This is a genomic window from Sodalis endosymbiont of Henestaris halophilus (genome assembly GCF_900161835.1).
Lineage (GTDB): Bacteria > Pseudomonadota > Gammaproteobacteria > Enterobacterales > Enterobacteriaceae.
Window position 1 is genome coordinate 388,362 of record NZ_LT897836.1, and the last position, 19,588, is coordinate 407,949.

Here is a 19,588-nt window from a genome sequence, read left to right on the forward strand (position 1 = left end):
TAAGCAATCTTTTGTCTAGAAAAGTAATAAAATGTCGCCAGACTTGTAATGCATCCTTGAGTAAATGATTTATAGCTATAAATAAAGTGTTATCTCTTTAAATAGAGATATATTTTTCTGAAAAAAAAATCTAAAGTATTCTTAATATCGGACGTCCTTCAAAGGCTTTTAGGCATACAAATAAACACAATAATACCACAAAACGGATTTGCTGCGTTATACTGTTTGATATATTCTGCATTAGCAGCAAGATCATGAGGTTGTCTAATCAATAAACATGATATATTAGTAAGTAACTAAAAAATAGGTAAAATCAATTGTTACCACTAACAACTAACAACTAACAACTAACAACTAATAGCTAATATTTAATAGTTAATAGCTAAGGGATATTTAGTTATCACATAGTAGTATTCGACTATGTGATTGAGATCTTTTTTGTATCTATCTTGCGCGCCCGCTTTATAACATGCTCATTTATTAAAAATGATAGAACATAGATATACGCGTATCTGAGATATTTTTAATTAAACGCAAATTAACTGGTTAGTTTCTGGCTAGTAATTTGCCGATCCAGTTATGTTCGCAACCATACCGTAAATTACGTATTTCTGTGCGATGTCCTACGCCATTTGCACCATAATATATTATAGAATAATTCCTATTAGGTTATAGGCCACTTTTGTTATGATACATTAATCACCGTAGCAAAATCTATGGATACAAAGCTAACTGTATCTTACAAATTATAACGATGCCTTAAATTATACACTACCTGACGGGATTCTTATTTCATACATTCAGTCGCCAAGATTAAAAATCTTGCATTAATGCATTCCGTACTTTGAGACTTATCAGCATTTAAAATGCTAAAATAGAAGACGCCGTAAATCAGCTGCAGCACACATCCCCTTTTGGTACCACGGATATTGATATGTCCTAGACATGCAGGTGCTTTTTTTCTCATCAGCCACTGATTTTATGGATTTCCGGCAGTAGTCTTTTGGTATTAATGTGACAATTTAGTACGAATGTTATCTTCATTCTAGTACAATTGTCGCCGACGTAGCATCAATCTAGGCTTAGAGTAAGTACAATCTTACTTACTAAAGTACTTGACCTTTACGCACAAGATGTTCCTATCAAGTAGGAATCGATATTTCCCCATATCTTGCATATAAATATTCATGTATGTACTATATTAAGTACTTGCATTCACTTCCAGAATGGAAGTGAATGCAAGGTAATGCAGATCAAGTCAACATACCTTTAAGGGTAAAGTTGTGTATCACAGTTAGACACTTTGATATAATCTCAATTAAACATCACCGCACTAAATCTTAAAATTTTTGAGAAGATTGCTGGTGAATTTTTGTAAGGAATGTTCTCTATAGGAAAAATTTTTATGATTTTCAGCAATAGGTTGAAACTAAACTATTATGGCGATGGTCGTAATTTTATTTTTAAAGAATCACGCGTCGTAACATCTCATATAATAAGGAGCTTGGCTTACGTTAAGCCTTTGGCATCACACTTGCACCGTTGCACATATAACTTTGCGCCTCTGAATTAAAATTTAAACATTTGCTTATCTTCTTAGCATTCTGGGCTACAGAAGTGTGCTGCTCTTTTTGCCTTTCTATTGCACTATGGAATATAAAATAATGTTCTCAAAATCTAAACAACCACCAGTTTTGAAACCTCTTTGAGAGTACTAAAGTAAATATTTATTTACTTCTAATATAATAAATTCCTACTAGAGAAGTGACTTAACGCATTTGATCATTTTGTGCAGCTGACTCGCCAAGGTTATAAAATATCGAAAGAAACGAAACGATTATTAGATAATCCTGTTAAAGGACACTAAAGATACATGGTTAATTTTATTGCCTTTGTTTTGGGAAAATATGCGTGATGATTGATTTCATGTGCGCATTAGAAGATAGCCGACAGCGGGTCAACGCGTCATTAGAACGTTATTTTCACTCTCTTGTTGCCGGGGAGCAAGCGCAACTTGTCCAGGCAATGCGTTACAGTGCTTTGCTAGGTGGCAAAAGATTACGTCCTTTTTTGGTTTATCAAACCGGTAAGTTGTTCGGAATCACACTCGCCAGTCTTGACGTGCCGGCGAGCGCAATTGAGTGTATACATGCATATTCGCTTATTCATGACGATTTACCAGCGATGGATAATGATACGCTTCGCCGCGGTTTGCCGACCTGCCATGTTAAATTTGGTGAGACTATCGCTATCCTGGCTGGTGATGCGTTGCACACCTTAGCATTCAGCATCCTGGCTGATGCTGATCTGCCAGAGATCTTACCACGGGATAGGCTGAAGATGATATCGACTTTAGCTGCTGCTAGCGGCGCTGACGGCATGTGTCTTGGGCAGGCTATGGATTTAGCAATGGAGGAACAACAGATGTCATCTACGCATTTAGAGATAATTCATCAGCACAAGACTGGTTCTCTGATCCGCGCGGCTGTGCGGATAGGAGCTTTAGCCGCTGGTGAGCGTAGTAATTCAGCTCTATGCTATCTTGATCACTTCGCCACGACTATCGGTCTGGCTTTCCAAGTACAAGATGATATTCTTGATGTCGTGGGTGATAGTCAAATCACCGGCAAATGGCAAGGGAAAGACTATAAATTAAGCAAAAGCACTTATCCTTCTTTACTGGGGCTGGACATGGCATGTACCAAGGCTCATGATTTATATAAGGAAGCCCTAACATCTTTAGAATGTGTCGCTGAACTTGGTTATAACACTACCACTTTGGTAGCGCTAGCTCGCTATGTTATTGAACGTAAAAAATAAATGCTATGTAGTTTTATTCCCCAAGAATGAGTATTCCAATGAGCCTTGATGCAAAGAAATACCCAACGTTGATACTGGCCGATAATCCTATAGAGTTACGCAAGTTGCCTAAAGAAAGTTTGGTAAAACTGTGCGACGAGCTAAGGCAATTTTTGCTTGATAGCGTGAGTCGCTCAAGTGGTCATTTTGCTTCGGGGTTGGGTGCAGTAGAATTGACGGTGGCTCTACACTACGTGTACAATACACCGTTCGATCAATTAATTTGGGATGTCGGTCATCAGGCCTATCCACACAAGATTCTAACCGGACGTCGAGATCGTATTGGGACTATCCGCCATCGCAACGGTTTGCACCCGTTTCCGTGGCGTGGCGAAAGCGAATACGATCAGCTATCGGTAGGTCATTCCGCAACCTCCATTAGCGCCGGGCTTGGCATGGCGGTAGCGGCGGAGCATGAGAGTTTGGGTCGTCGAACAGTTTGTGTAATCGGCGATGGTGCTATTACCGCTGGTATGGCCTTTGAGGCTATGAATCATGCCGGTGATATAAAATCAGATTTATTGGTAGTGCTTAACGACAATGAGATGTCTATTTCAGAAAATGTTGGAGCGCTTAATAAGCATCTGGCGCAGATCTTGTCGGGCAAACTTTTTACTACCCTGCGAGAGGGTGGTAAAAAGGTGCTGTCCGGCATTCCGCCTATCAAAGAGTTAGTGAAGCGTACTGAAGAGCATATTAAAGGCATGGTAGTGCCTAGTACACTGTTTGAGGAGCTAGGATTTAACTATATTGGTCCGATAGACGGACATGATGTACATGGTCTGGTGCAAACTTTAAAAAATATGCGTGTTAAGAAAGGACCGCAGTTGCTGCATATCATAACCCAAAAAGGCCGCGGGTATGCACCAGCAGAGCTAGATCCTATTACTTGGCATGCAGTGCCGAAATTTGATCCACAAATTGGTACCCTACCAAAAGTCAGCGATGGATGTGTTGTTTCCTACTCGGGCATTTTTGGCGATTGGTTGTGCGCTACTGCTGCTGAAGATGATAAATTAATGGCTATCACACCCGCTATGCGCGAAGGTTCTGGCATGGTTGCTTTTTCACGTGAATATCCGCATCAATATTTTGATGTTGCAATTGCTGAGCAGCATGCGGTCACCTTCGCCGCTGGTCTTGCGATTGGTGGTTATCACCCAGTAGTCGCCATTTATTCTACTTTTTTGCAACGCGCCTACGATCAGGTAATTCATGACGTAGCAATTCAAAATCTACCGGTGCTGTTTGCTATCGATCGCGGTGGCGTGGTAGGCGCCGACGGCCAGACCCATCAAGGTGCGTTCGATCTATCTTACCTGCGTTGTATACCCAATATGGTTATTATGACGCCTAGCGATGAAAACGAATGTCGGCTTATGTTGCACACTGGTTATAACTATCAAGCAGGTCCAAGCGCGGTTCGTTACCCGCGAGGCAAAGGTACTAACATTATTCTCAGTGAGCTGCATGAATTGCCGTTAGGTAAAGGATTAGTGCATCGCAAGGGTGCCATAGTGGCTATTCTCAATTTTGGCACCTTATTTCCGCAGGCTAAGGAGGCAGCACAAGTGTTAAATGCTACTCTCGTAGATATGCGATTTGTCAAACCGCTTGACGGCGATCTAATAAAAGAACTGGCTGCTAGCCATATAGCACTGGTGACAGTTGAGGAAAATGCTGTTATGGGTGGTGCTGGCAGCGGCGTCAACGAATTCGTCATGAATCAACGGCTGCGTATACCGGTATTAAACATCGGGTTGCCAGATTATTTTATACCCCAAGGTAGCCAAGAAGAGATCCGCTCTGATCTGGGTCTCGACTATACGGGGATTCGCCAAAAAATTGAGGATTGGCTGGGCTAAGCTGGCGCGGGGTATTAATTTTTAGCGGATATTTTTCGTCTTGTGTTGGTATTCATGTCAGTTTTTTTTGGCAGTTTATCAACTTTAGATTGTCTGCACCTGTTTGACTACGTGTTTTCTAATTATTATTGATTTTGTTATTGTCTCCTGTTTATTCGCTATTTATGCTTTTAGTTACATACGATATTAATCGGTTGTCGGCATTCCCGTATCATACGGCATACTTCTATTATGTCATGCTAATCTGTGCATGTATTTCCTTTATGTTTTAGCTATATGTTATTTGGTAAAAATCTTAGCGCACAACTGAAAGAAAGTGCTTTGACATTTTTTTAGCATGAACTAGAAGTAGATAGTAACATTAATTGTTGCTATATAAATAACTAATGTGCTGAGATAGCAGCAAAAGTCTTTTACTAATCGCGATATATCCTGACGAGCTTATTACATGTATTACGTAAAGTTATTGCAAATGCATAGTTGTAACTATGACACCTAGCCGGAGAAATAAACTAGAGAAGGCATATTTGTATGGAGTCATTCCAAATTTGATAAGGTGCGTTTTATGAGCGCTGTATCCAGCTATCGAACCAGCAAATATATTATTTCTAGATATTTGGCACTGAAATAGTAAAATATTGCTAACCCACACCGCCATTTTTACCTGTAAGAATATGAAGATAATATACGTATTGACAAATTTATCCCAAAATAATGCAGCTATGATCTTAGCCGGTTGTAAAACTTCGCAGTTTAGTGATAAAAGTAGACATCTAAGACAAGGATGAATATAAGTGCATGCTTTTTCCGAAATATATCGCTAATAAATGCCTGGGCACGGTATATTCATCCTTTTCGCTTACTATTTTTTCAGTTAGAAATGATTATACCCATCCCAGTCATATTCAACTCTCTGGTTATGTTGAATTAATTGAATACCTTCGCTACGTGGTATAATCTGACCAATGCAGGTAAGTTGCGTATTTGTATGGCTTAACGCGACATCTAGCGCATCGCGATTAATTTCTGGTACCGTAAAGCACAGTTCGTAATCTTCGCCGCCGCCGAGTGCCCAACGCATAGCTTGATTGCGTGTGACGTGACTCAGTAGCGCCATAGAAGTAGGAATATCGTCAATATTGATACGAGCTCCGCAGTCGCTACAAGAAAGTATGTGGCGTAAATCCGTGATGATGCCATCGGATATATCAATGGCAGCGCTCACTAGGTTACGTATCGCTTGGCCTTCTGTAATGCGCGGTTGTGGGCGCAAATGGCGAGTCAATAAATATTGACGATCCTTAACATTATTTACTTGCAGGCGATTTTTTAGGATTGCCAGGCCTGCAGCACTATCTCCCAGAGTGCCGGTGACATAGATCCAGTCTCCGATTTTGGCACCGTATCGGGTTATCCCGCAACCAGCTGGGACTAAACCCTGGATATTAAGCGTAAGACTGAGTGGACCGCGGGTGGTGTCTCCGCCAATCAGCTGTATATGGTAGTAATCTAGTTGCTGGAACAAACTGTTGCTGAAAGCGACGAGCCAACTTTCATCCACTGAGGGTAAGGTTAGTGCTAGCGACAGCCAGGCAGGCTCGGCTCCCACTGCAGCCAGGTCGCTGAGATTAACTGCGAGCGATTTATATCCTAAATGGGATGGACTAATGTTAGGCAGAAAATGTGTACCTGCTACCAAAGTATCCGTACTGACTGCAATCCATTTTTTCTCATCTACCGATAGTAGTGCACAGTCATCACCGATGCCCATCATCACATCCTGACGCGTGCTACGAATACGGTTAAAATAACGGTCAATAATATCAAATTCACTACATGCCATATTTTGTTAAATGTTACATTTGTGTAGGTATAGCGTAACGGTGGGATCGGGGATACGGCACAATCCTTACCTCACCATTTATTATTATTTCTTATCGGAGCAAAGATTTAAAGCAACTTTGTCTAGCACACCATTTATAAACTTATGACTCTCTTCAGCACCAAAGGTTTTGGCCAGCTCGATCGCTTCGTTGATAGCTACCTTATAAGGTATATTCTTGCGCTTGCTCAATTCAAACAGCGCAATGCGCAACACAGCTAATTCGACTTGACCAAGTTCTATTAATTGACGTGAAAGATAGGGCGACATCAACTTATCCAGTTCTGTAGCATTAGTTGTCACGCCGGCATATAACTTGCGAAAATAATCGACGTCAACATCTGACGTATCTTGCTCAGCTAAAAACTGAACTTTAATATCAGCTATGTCGTTATGTGATAATTGCCACGAATAAAGCGCTTGGACGGCACATTCACGAGCACGGTGACGAGCGGTTGGTTTCACAAAAAAATCTCCTTTATTTTGCCGCTTTTATGCTTTGCAATAAATTGATCATTTCGAGTGCGGTAAGTGCGGCCTCCGCGCCCTTGTTACCGGCTTTGGTACCAGCGCGTTCAATAGCTTGTTCGATATTTTCAGTAGTCAGCACCCCAAATGATACAGGCATTGCTGTGCGACTGGCGACAGCGGATAGACCCGCGCTACATTCACCAGCGACGAATTCAAAATGTGCGGTACTACCACGGATAATAGTGCCCAGCGCTACTACAGCATCATATTTTTTGCTGTCGGCTAGCACATTGACCGCTAACGCTAATTCGTAGGCGCCAGGGACCCAGGCCACGGTGATGTTTTCATCTTTTACCTGTCCGATGCGTTTAAGGGCACCAATGGCACCATTAAGTAAACTATCATTGATAAAGTGGTTAAAACGTGCAATAGCAATTGCTATGCGCGCATTAGGCGCTGCAACAACACCTTCAAGAAGGTTCATGATTATCCTTACAAAGTTACAATAATAAATAGTTTGAATTGTCTGGAGGAGCAAATTGTAACATAACGCTTTTACCGCTGCGCGGGTTAATTAAGCGCGCTATTGCCGGGCTTCAAACGTAAGCGGATATCTGGTCCTATCTGCCGAATATCAAGCAACGTAAATTCTGGCGCAGCGCTAAGTTTTTGTAGCCCAGGCAAAAGACATAACGGGCGCGCGTTGGACCCAAGCAGTTTCGGTGCTTGGTACAATATCAATTCATCTACTAATCTAGAGCTTAGTAACGCGCCCGCCATACTAGCGCCTGCTTCCACCCAAAGACTATTAATCTGACGGCGGCCAAGTTGCATCATTAGCACCATTAAATCAATATGGGTAGCACCTGTCTTTTCGTTCGCAGGTATTTTAAGCTGCGATACGGACGCAGGCCACGGCAGATCATCCGGATCAAGGCGCGCCAGCCAGGTTTGCCCTTCTTTTTGTTGTGCGACTACATGCGAGGGCGTTACGCGGTTAGCGGTATCGATGATGATCCGCACAGGTTGACGTAACTGCTCTTCTGGGTAGAGATTCTGGACATCTTCCGGCAGTGACTGCCAGCGCACTGTCAGAGCAGGATCGTCTGCCATCACTGTGGCGGCGGTGGAAAGAATAGCATCGCTTTCGGCCCGCCATCGCTGGACATCGCATCGTGCCTCGGACGATGTAATCCATTTACTTTCCCCTGATGCCATAGCAGTGCGACCATCAAGCGATGCCGCTAGCTTGAGTCTGACCCACGGGAAACCGGTGCGCATGCGTTTTAGAAAGCCAGGGTTTACCGCTTCCGCTTCCGGCAGCATTAGACCATGGCGTAATGCTATGCCTGCTTGTTCTAACTTGCAGAAACCTCGACCTGCCACCTGCGGGTTAGGATCAATCATCGCAGCCACCACCCGCACAATTCCGGCATTTATAAGTGCATCGGTGCAGGGCGATGTGCGGCCGTAATGACTACAGGGCTCAAGAGTAACATAGGCAGTGGCGCCGCGCGCTGCTTTTCCCGCCCAGCGTAGAGCATAGATTTCGGCGTGCGGATCTCCGGGGCGTTGATGGTAACCTTCGCCCACAATTCGTTCATCGCGAACGATAACGCAACCTACGTTAGGATTAGGCGATGTAGTGAAGCGGCCACGCCACGCTAGTTCCAATGCCCGCGAGAGAAAAAATTCATCATGCTCCATGGGATGGTCCTTAAGAGTTGACGTTTAGTCCTGTAGTCGGGTTACCCCTTCGCTGAACTTGCATATATCCACAACTACTTGATAAACAAAGGAAAACTAATATATGTGACTTTACCTATCTTTTTAGCTATTCCATCACATAATCACAGATTATTTTGCTCGACACTTAGCGCTCATCTGTAGCGCTAAGTTATTATTTTATGTAGTTGATTACCATTTTGGTATCGGCAGCCTGTATCGGCTGTTTTCCAGTAATTTTTTAAAAGCGTTACACAGAACTTTTCTTCGTTAAAAGTTTCGCACCTGTCATTGCTTTTAATGCTTCTACGCAGCATGATTTACACTACTTCAAAGGTTGTGTAATCTTTCATTACGTTGCCAATCTTTCATTAGAAATAGCACATTGCCGGCGGCGCCGAACATGGATTCCTTTCCTTCATTAGCTGGGAATCAATCACTTAAGTATCGACTGCAGAACAAAACGGGCTATATCTAATATTTTCTGGTCAGATCATCCTGTATAGGAGTAGTGCTAATATACTCCCACTAAACTAAAAAGCAGCAGTCCTTGTAGCAGCGTTAGTTCTACAAAACGACTTATATTTATGGAAGAATTAGAAGCGACTTTTTAATACTGCTTCAGCTTTAAATTTAACTTAATTTTAGAGTAACACTCTACTTAGATTAGAATTTCTTTTCTATTTTTTTTGTTCTTTAATCTATAATTCTCTATTCTAAAAGTAAAGAATGTCAAGTCCTTCTCATTCGGCTATGGCTGTCTTAAGCGGCAAACTTCAGTAGAATAAATACTATATCGGCAAGTATTTTTTCTTGCAAGCCTTATTTGCGCGTCGGCAGTCTATGCTTACACTGTATCCGGCAATTCGATGCAATCTTATTTATTGTTTTTTACTCTAAATATCTAACAGAAAATCTTAGGTTATCAAAATTATTTTCTTTATTTCTCAATACGCTATAACCATACATGATACTTTGTGGACATTGTTGCTAACACTACATCTCAAGAGCTTTATTAGCTATCTAGCGCTTCTCTGTTATTCATAATCATCGTGCGGTTCCACTTTTACAATCTAGGTTGCATTTTTGTAGATCATAAACTAATACATTAGCCGTTATATTTACCCCACGCTTTTGTAAAGAGTAAAAAGATAATATCTTTAGATATTATATGCTAAACGCCAAGAGCGTTGTGTGCTATATTAAGCATAAGAAATATAAATTAAATAATATGCACTTAGTCTATCGAAACATTTACGTTACATTAAGTGTGTCTCTTAAAACCTATCTTGAACTTCGAACAACTCCTTACGGCCATTCCTAGCAATACCATAACTATAACTGCATTCTAAAATTAACTAATTAAATTGAGGCGTTTTATTTAAAATTTTTATAGGTAATAAAAATTAAGCATGTACTACTGAACTAAAACTCAAAATGAATAAACTGGTCATTGATTAACATTCTTCTGATAAAGAGTGTTATTAAAGCTATGCACACGAGTTATTGATTGATCAGTAGTCGGATAAAAATTTCCAACTCGGAAGTTGATGGAAAATGTCGCTAATATTTTATCAACCGCAAAACAAATTAAATTCATAGTTATGGAAAGATAACATTAAAAATAAAAATGAAGAATAAATATCAAAATGGCCTCAAGGCTATTAATGCGTAATTTACTCAAGAAGTTGTTGTAATTAACAAACGCAGAGCGTGAAGCTTAATCGCTTTGTTGTGTCAGATTTTTATTCTGTATCTTAGTTACTACATATCGCAATATTATCGCATCAATTATCTTGATTCTGAAGTGCATGATTAAACGCAGTTTGGTAAAATCTTGTAACGATGGCAACAACAGTTACCCATTGGGTACCAAAAGCTTTAATTTTATTTTAACCTACTACCACTAGGGGTTAAAGATCGGTATTTTACTAGTCTATATATAGATAAGCGAGCGAATAAATAATGTTTAAGTATCAATGCATAAATACAAAGGCAAGGTGAAATACGGGATGATACTATCTCTTCTTGATTGCCAATTTGCGTTGAAACTACTTAGTCAAATTTGATATAGTTATGGCACTGATATCTGGCAGTGTAGTGCTGAGTTTATCTACCGATAATTCAGCTACAAATATATTTGTATTTTTTATTTTATGTTTGAGTAATTAACTGGCTTAGACGATTTGTTTTTATAAAAGTTATAACAGTATATTTATGTATGATTGTAGTTTTTATTAACTGACCACACATTTTTAATTAAAGTAATAATTAATAATTTATTATATAGTTTATACCTTCCTCTTTATTTTATGAATATAACATTATTTTAAAAATTCAAAACAGCAATAATTATAATACATGCTGCTTTAAAATAAATAACTCAATGAATATTATGATCTCAGGCGTTAAAGATTTTACTATTACTACTTAAGCTTATTTAGCAACTTCATTTTCTGATATTAGTATAATTACTTATCTAACCATTTTGGTTTTATCTATTTGTGTAATAGTAAGATTCATAAATATTGTTCTTAATAACAACCTAATGTTTATTAAATAATTAACCAGGAATCAGGAGGTGAATAAATTATTTAATTTTACTAATTAATCTATGACTTAATCATTAAAATATTTTATTTTATGTTAACTACCGTATAGTCAGTAATATAAGTGTGTATTTAGCTCAATCTCAGCAATCATTTGTAACTTTGCAACAATAGCAATGTTTCTTGATTATATTAAAGTAATCATTTTATTTTAGTTTATATTAAATGAAGATTCTCTGATCATCTTATGATGTGCTTGATTTATATTGATAGATTAAAATTTAATCAAGTTATTATGCATGTATTATAATACACTAGGTCCTGTGCACAAAATAAGTAATAATTAATTTATTATATTAAATAATATTCATTTTAATGTAAGAAATGTTAGATAAATTATGATTATACTTTAATGTAACATCAAAAATCATCATATCTTTATGCATAAGATGTTTTTCATATTACCTTTAGGTTTACTTTTGGTTATCACAAAGAGATAAGTAGTAGAGGTTTCATGAGCTCTATACGTCACAAATTTATTGCTTATGCTGATATATGTTAATATATCAGCATGATTTATGCGTATGGAAGTATTAATTACAATAATTACAGTATGTTAAGAAACAAAGTAGTAATGAAATATAACTCGTTTATTTTTGCTCATAAACAAAACCCGTAAGAATTTGTTGTATAAACCATTTATGAGTTTGAAGTATTTAACACATATGCGGATAGAAATGCTTAATAACAAGCTTCTAAGGTAGGATACTATCGCACATATCTTGTGCAATATTAAGAGAGGTGATTCTTTAGTGCCTTGCTTTCTTCCTGACAGCCTGCAAGACAATCAGGATAGATACCCTGCTTGACGTCCGATTTAAAATTACATATTGAATGCTGTTAGCTTAAGTTTCTCGGTAAGAGTCACGCTGTTTTCTAATTGTTAGTATGTCTATCGATTTCACATTATATAGGAATTGGCTTCATACAACATATTGTCTCGCTTAATAATATATTTCTACATGTGTTATATTAAACAATAAATAACAATGACAAAGCATCTACTTATCAAGTATGGCTACGAATAAATTAGTAATCATAGTTTACTATAAATTTATTATGTCATGGCATAAGCTAGTAAGAAATTACAGTATTGTATACTCTATGGAGAGTATCATGTTTTCCGTGGTTAGAAATAGGAGACGGATAACTCTGCTAATTAGGGGCAGAGAGTTATCCCTACTCAAGATACTTCCTGTATCTTGAAGCCGTTATAACGCTCGTCGACAGGCTATGAAAATGTTATCATTTTTATGATTGCCCATTGATGCTTTAATGTAGTATTTGACTTATCTATCATGACTAACTTAATTTTTATTGCTTTTATTAGATTTAAATACTTCTTTTTAAGATCGTGCTCGCTATTAAATTATTACTGGCATTGCCACGGTACTGAATTCACCATGCGTTCAGTAACGAGATAAAAATGTTTATTTCTAAAATGTTCTTAATGAGAACGATATATCCTAAGAAAATTTTAAATAACAAACCATAATGTATAAGTAATTATTTATGTCATAGCGCACATAATTAGTGCATTATACACGTTTGTAATTACATACACAACTAGCATTAGAAGGTTGTTGTATCTTTGAACAAGCCAACTTTTAGATTGTTCGCTACATAAATAATATTTCCGTCGCACAATACTTCACCATCAGCCAAACCCATCACTAATTTGCGGTTTATCACTCGACGAAAATGGATCCGATAAATTACTTGTTTTGCGCTCGGCAAAATTTGCCCAGTAAATTTTACTTCGCCTACACCCAGCGCTCGTCCTTTTCCTTCTCTACCTAACCATCCTAAATAGAAACCTACTAGCTGCCACATGGCATCTAGCCCCAAACAGCCTGGCATTACCGGGTCGCCTATAAAATGGCAACTGAAAAACCACATATTCGGGTTAATATCCAGTTCTGCCTCTACGAAACCTTTATTATAATTGCCACCAGTTTCGGTCATTTTTACTACCCGGTCTATCATAAGCATATTCGGAGCCGGTAATTGTGGGCCCTCTTTGCCGAACAGATCGCCGCAGCTAGACGCCAGCAGTTCTTCCTTGGTATAAAATTCGCGTTTATCTACCATGTTTATTTAAACCTTAATTATTGAGTTACGCATACCATTCGACGTGTAAGGACGCTAACAATTTCCTTCGCTTTAGGTAAACTAATTTAACCAGCGTAAGCCCCAAGGAAAACGTTTCCTTTCGTGCAAATTAACATTGGCTATACGCTCGCGTATTGATGCTATTAGACTTGGAAGTTTTTCGTTGTTAAATGGCATCGAGGTCAGAATTGCCAGAGCTTCATCAATAGTATCCACTGCCCAAAGGGAAAATTGATTTGCGCGAACTGCCTTGATGACATCGTCATGCAGGCAAAGGTGTCGCACATTTTTGGTAGGAATAATCACCCCGTGGGCTCCGGTTAGCCCACGCGCTTGACATAGAGCAAAAAAACCTTCTATCTTTTCATTAACGCCACCGATCGGTTGTACGTGGCCGAATTGATCTATTGAACCAGTGACAGCAATTTGTTGATTAATAGGCTTATCCGCCAGCGCGCTAATAAGCGCTCCCACTTCAGCCAACGAAGCGCTATCTCCGTCTACCTCATCATAAGATTGTTCGAAAACCAGCGAAGCGGAGAAGGGTAGTGGTTGTTCTAACTTGAGTACTGACATTAAAAATGCCTGCATTATCATCATGCCTTTAGCATGAAGATTACCGCCTAGTTCTGCTTTGCGTTCGATGTCATTTATTTCACCGTTACCTAAATGTACTACGCAGCTAATGCGAGACGGCTGGCCGAACGACAGCGGGTAGCCTGGTACATCTAGTACCGAAAGGGCATTCACCTGTCCGACAACATATCCCTCGCTTTTTACCATGATTTGACCTTCTGCAATTTCGCTTTGCATACATTCGCGGAAATAACTTTCGCACCATATTTTGATGCGATCACTTTCGGTAAATGCCGAAGCGGTCAGTGTTTGCTTTGAGCTATAAAGCATCGCTTCTTTCATACGTCGTATAAGCCATTGCGGACATAATGGAAGTTTGCATTGATCGCCGCTATAACGGACTGCTTGTCGCACCAGTGTATACCAAGCATCATTGCTTAGTAGCGGTAATTCATAGCGCCGCGCTAGGGTGCTAACCCAAACGCACCATTGCTTCATTTCCTTTTTTCCCGCAATGTGCAATTCAGAATCAAATTCGCCATACTGTGCTAGACAGTTAAGATTAGGTTCTAAATCGCTAAGGCTAGCTAATCCTTCACGAGACCCGACCACAATCAGCCGTAAATCTAGCGGCATCGACGGTACGGAAATTGGTAATGAACAGCTTGCATATGGCGGTAGCCAATCAAAGCGCTGATGCAAGATCATTCGTTTGAGTCGTCGCCAGAGTATAGGGTTGTTCACTAACGAGTGAACGCCGATGATGAGAATACCGCCGTTAGCGCGATGCACGAGGCCAGGCTGCAGATCGATTACATCTTTATAGCAGCGCATCGCGCCAAATATCTGCTCATGCTCAGCCCAAGACTGCCACACGCATGTTTCACGCGCGGCAAAGTTATCTTCAATCGTAGTCGCTGGCTGTTCACTAATGCCCATTGCGGTCATAACATATCGGCTACCGATAGGTTGATCCAATGCCGGTAACATTTGTTTAATTGTTTCAGCAATGAGATAAAGATATTCATCTTCTTCTGGCGCCTTTAACAGCATGAAACGGCTAGGAGAGCACGAATGGCAAAATTGTATTAATCCCTCTTTGAGGCGAGTCTGAAGATTTGCCATAGGATTAAAGAGAGGCGGGCAAGATTGATCAAATACCGATGCGAAACAGGTCAGATCGGGCAGTAAATGTTTCCATGTTAATTTTTTTTTTATCAAGATGCTAAATAATATTCTTTTAAGAAATCTTTAATTATATAAGCAGAAACACTGCTTAGTTTTAGTTTTTTTGCTTCCTACTTGCATTAATCCACATATATCCTCATGCGCATATACAAAATAATTAGTACAGATAGATAGTTATTTAAATTAAAAAACTAACAATTATATTATTAGGCACAAGTTACAAGATTACAGTTGTGTCTCTCTAAAATATCAGTAGATCAAAAATCTAGAAATCAACTAAAAGTGTCAATTCTAATAAAAACATACCGTTAAAGGGCAATTTCTGTTATTATAAGAATAACGTAAAAATGAAATTTACCACTATTTTCTTGTTGTTACTATTCATTAATGGAATATATATAACCTACATTTGCACATATGAGATTTACGGGCTGAAAAGCTACATTACACAAATCATTCGTGCGTAGCTAAGCAGTCTTATAACACTGCGCATCAACATCCTGTAAAAATTCATTAATCTCAAATACCTGGTTTAGCAACAGCTTGCTATGTTGAACCAGCAACGTAGAAACACCTTGTCAGAAACTACTATAAATGTGCTTAACTATACGTAACTAAAGGAAAAATACAATATTTTATCTTCTTTGCGCCGTGCCTTAAAGAATATCCTTAACAAAACACAGCTGACCAAAGCAAAATATTATGCTTTGCGTATAAATAGATACTTACGACAAATATATAAAATCAAGATGAATTAGGGTATTGTATGATGAATAGTCGTAGACTATTACTAATAGTAGAAATATAATAAATCCGTTTAAAACATTTACTTTAAGTAAATATCATTAAACTAGATTTTAACTATAAAATTCTTTGCATACAATTAGTTGTAAGTGCGCCAAAATAGCAGCTTGCAATTTTGTTAAGGAGTAAGCGCTAAACATGCTACAACACTGCGCTCAATCTTATTTTAACCACACGGTCTTCATGCCTTATTACATATAAGTTTTTATATAACGTGTTATTTACCACCGCACATAATACAAATAGACATTTAGCAATATTTAAATGAAGATGCTTATATCAGGGATCGTAGCGATAGAGAAGGACATTAGGTGAATGTCAAAGCATTAGTGTTTGCCTTTATTAATTTATAGGCAAACCCCTTCTTAGTACAGCAAGAAATCTCTTGTTCCTCGTGATGTTTCATACTACTTTTTGCCAATTATAAAATGTATTTAATCTTACTAACGATGAGGATACTGCATTTCGCAGTATCGTATATCGATTGTTTCTGCCGTCCGCCGTAGTCTAAAAAACGCTTTTTTATCACTAATTAGATAGTTATCGCGTACAGTATGTTATTATAGCAGCGTGAGTTGTTGTACTTCAGTAATCAATAAATAACCAATATTTTATCTGTGAATATTTAGGTAGTACCCTCGCATTTTAGTTCGTTTGTCGTTAAACCCATACTTCTCATTAAGACCTAGATCCTAATAACATTCTATAGTATCACATTATGATACAATGAAAGTGTATTATATCAGACACGGCATAAGTAAGTTTCTAATAGTTCGCTGTTTTAAACATTTTTCTATTTTTAGATAGTTGACAACCAGCTCCAGCTAACTGTTATCTCAGTAGTCATTGCTCCGATTGAGATTAAGCTTTCATTCAATAACTTTACAAAATATGCGGATAGTTACTGTTGAGTGTAATATTTTTTTCTGAATCAAACAATTAGGCAAACCTAACAAGTTTGCGCAGTTCCCAAATGAGTTGCATAGCTTGCATGGTTATTTACCAACCATGTTCATTTAGATTTTATCGCTTCACCTGTGGGTTGGAGAAGAAAATGCATTACCATCTATGTGTGAATTTAGCACGTTCCTTCCCAGATCTCAGTGAGATAGCTGTACTAAACCTGACTATTAGTTTAACTGCGAACGGGCGATCGAGAAGAGGCTGTATTTTTACATGTTAATTGACTTAGCGCTTGTATTTTAATGATGCACTTGAGTATCAACCTGATAGGTACGGCAATGCCGTGGGCGGAAGTGAACGCGATAAATATCTAGCACAAAATGTGATTAAAATTTACGCTCTGATGTTATTAATGATCTATAGTTATTAGCTGAGTTTGATATAAAAAGCCGTAGTTTTTTTAGATTCAATGCCTTGCTTCAAGATGTTATCTTTATGGTAGGTAATTCAATTTGTTAGGTAGAAGTGTAATTTTAACGAAATCTCCTCTAAGTGTGATAAAGGTTTTTGTCTTACTATTTAATAACCTAATAGCTGACTTTCATGATTTAGCAATATTTCATTAACGTTTAATATTTTTATTACTATATTGGTCACTGCAAGTTTAAATTAAACATTAAATTAGTTGCCTAACTATTAGTTAATCAAAATGAGATAAAGCAGGGGTGAGTGTTAACCTATACGATATTAAATAAAATAACCACTATGAATTCAGCTATAGGCTACAGTTGAAATGATTGTCTCGGTTACGTATATCTAATTAGAAGACTTCTTATAAATATTTATAATATTTATAGGTCATTCGTTGTGCCTATAAATAGTAGGCATAGCGTATTAACTTAAAATATTTTGTGTTGTTAGTAAGTGTGTTCTTGATAATTACTTTAATTTATTATTAGGGATGTTAGTTTTATATTGCATAAAGAATGCAAGTAGAGCACAGACCCCTGCCTGCTACATGTTCTTAATTTTATTTTTTAATTCCATAGGTATTATGCATTTATGCATTTTATATAATAAAACTTTATATATTTTAAATGCTTGAATTTACTTTTAGTTATTTAATAGAATAATTCTATGCTTAATCTTTATAAGATTAACTAGTAATTTATATAATAAAAATTATTTTTTATTATGTTATGCAATATTTCTAACTACTTACGCAAGGTGCTCGTACAGTTAATGCCCATAAAAACTGTACGGCTAGAGTGTAATTATCGCGTGCTTATTTTATGATCATACTTAACTGAGGTATAGTTTTACTTCAGTCAACATCAAATGATAGAAGTTGTTAACATCTTAGACCTTGCAGTTGAGGAAAATAATTTTAATGCTTGTTGTACCTAGTTACATAGATTTTGCGCACTCTTATGTTTACGTATTAACAAATTTTACTGTTAATACGTAAGAATTTATGCGTTGTTGAAATATAATTTTGTTTGTTTTTATTAAAACGTGCAATAGTTGCCTATAAAGCCTTCGGTTCAGCTGTTTTCTACTATTTTCTCAATGGTATTGCATGTACTTATGACCGATGAAGAATTTTCTTCTTGGGCTATAAGTATTATATTAAGATATTTCATTAATGCATATTTAACCTTTGTCTAACGAAACCGGCAATAAAATTTTATCATTATGTAGATAACAATATTTTGTCTAAAATCCTTGGGTTTACATGAGCACTACTACCTATTACAGTACATCATCTTTTTATAGAATATTTAGAAATATTATTACTTATAATAACTGCAAGGAAATATACTATTAAATAACTCAAGATTATTTGCACTGCACGGTATCGTTAAAATAGCACGGCGATGGTGTCATGTCATGCTGCTATAAAGATTTACTGAATACGATGTTGATATAACAATAAATACATAGTGAGTGTAGTTTATTATTAATTTTCTTGTGATAATAACTTATATTAATACTTATTAGCTATGTGCTATGATTACGTTCTGCCTTACTAAGTAACTAAATAACTCAAGAAAATCTTCTAATCGCGGCAAAAGAATAACAACAAAATAAAAAACTCTAGTTCACGCAGTTGTTTGAATAAGGTATTTTACTATAAGATATGGTAGTAACTCTCCATGCAGCTACGTTTGTTAGTAGATATAATACCCAAATGTTCCGTCATTCTGTTGCGATGAACTTTATCGCTAATCTCTCAACCTTGTATATAGATCGTATGCGTGTCAATCACGACACGTGTAAACCGCTCCTATCGTTTAGAGTAAAATTACCCTCATGAACAGATCCACAGTCAAAATTAATCATTTTCTTGTCATATTATTCAAGGCTTTTAGGTTTGCAGACAAAAATTAATTTTCGGATATGTGTCCCGCTACAAAATACGAGACAAGAATTGAGCATCGCACACATTTACCACTTACAGATTTGGTATGCTGTGCCGACTAGCTAGACATATCCATAGTCTTTCGTCTAAGCGAATAAAATGAAAATTGTTTATCTATTCTCTTTCCCAATTTTGTCCTCCAATATTTTATTTTGTAAACTAAACAGGCAGC

At 37.6% G+C, this 19,588-nt stretch carries 8 protein-coding genes; 2 read left to right on the forward strand and 6 right to left on the reverse strand.

Annotation, left to right across the window (positions count from 1 at the left end; translation table 11 throughout):
• Positions 1-1,914: 1,914 nt before the first annotated feature.
• A complete protein-coding gene (gene ispA, locus HBA_RS00805) occupies positions 1,915-2,820 on the forward strand; it encodes a (2E,6E)-farnesyl diphosphate synthase (protein ID WP_097032164.1) in 906 nt (301 codons plus the stop codon).
• A 38-nt stretch (positions 2,821-2,858) separates the two neighbouring features.
• On the forward strand, positions 2,859-4,724 hold the full coding sequence (gene dxs / locus HBA_RS00810; protein WP_097032165.1) for a 1-deoxy-D-xylulose-5-phosphate synthase: 1,866 nt from the start codon (positions 2,859-2,861) through the stop codon (positions 4,722-4,724).
• A gap of 874 nt (positions 4,725-5,598) precedes the next feature.
• On the opposite strand, the gene thiL is transcribed toward dxs, so the two are convergent.
• The 6 genes from thiL to HBA_RS00840 all read right to left on the reverse strand — a co-directional run bounded on the left by thiL (position 5,599) and on the right by HBA_RS00840 (position 15,320).
• Positions 5,599-6,567: a thiamine-phosphate kinase gene (gene thiL / locus HBA_RS00815; protein ID WP_097032166.1), complete on the reverse strand. Its 969-nt coding sequence runs from the start codon at positions 6,565-6,567 to the stop codon at positions 5,599-5,601.
• A gap of 84 nt (positions 6,568-6,651) precedes the next feature.
• Positions 6,652-7,071: a transcription antitermination factor NusB gene (nusB, locus tag HBA_RS00820; RefSeq protein ID WP_097032167.1), complete on the reverse strand. Its 420-nt coding sequence runs from the start codon at positions 7,069-7,071 to the stop codon at positions 6,652-6,654.
• A 13-nt stretch (positions 7,072-7,084) separates the two neighbouring features.
• On the reverse strand, positions 7,085-7,561 hold the full coding sequence (ribH, locus tag HBA_RS00825) for a 6,7-dimethyl-8-ribityllumazine synthase (protein ID WP_097032168.1): 477 nt from the start codon (positions 7,559-7,561) through the stop codon (positions 7,085-7,087).
• Between the two features lie 86 nt (positions 7,562-7,647).
• Positions 7,648-8,784, reverse strand: coding sequence for a bifunctional diaminohydroxyphosphoribosylaminopyrimidine deaminase/5-amino-6-(5-phosphoribosylamino)uracil reductase RibD (gene ribD / locus HBA_RS00830; RefSeq protein WP_097032169.1), 1,137 nt, complete (start codon positions 8,782-8,784; stop codon positions 7,648-7,650).
• 4,199 nt (positions 8,785-12,983) lie between these two features.
• Positions 12,984-13,502, reverse strand: a complete 519-nt coding sequence (gene fabA, locus HBA_RS00835; RefSeq protein WP_097032170.1) for a bifunctional 3-hydroxydecanoyl-ACP dehydratase/trans-2-decenoyl-ACP isomerase — start codon at positions 13,500-13,502, stop codon at positions 12,984-12,986.
• A gap of 81 nt (positions 13,503-13,583) precedes the next feature.
• Positions 13,584-15,320 (reverse strand): AAA family ATPase, encoded by a 1,737-nt coding sequence (locus HBA_RS00840; RefSeq protein ID WP_097032171.1) that lies wholly within the window; start codon positions 15,318-15,320, stop codon positions 13,584-13,586.
• Positions 15,321-19,588: the final 4,268 nt, after the last annotated feature.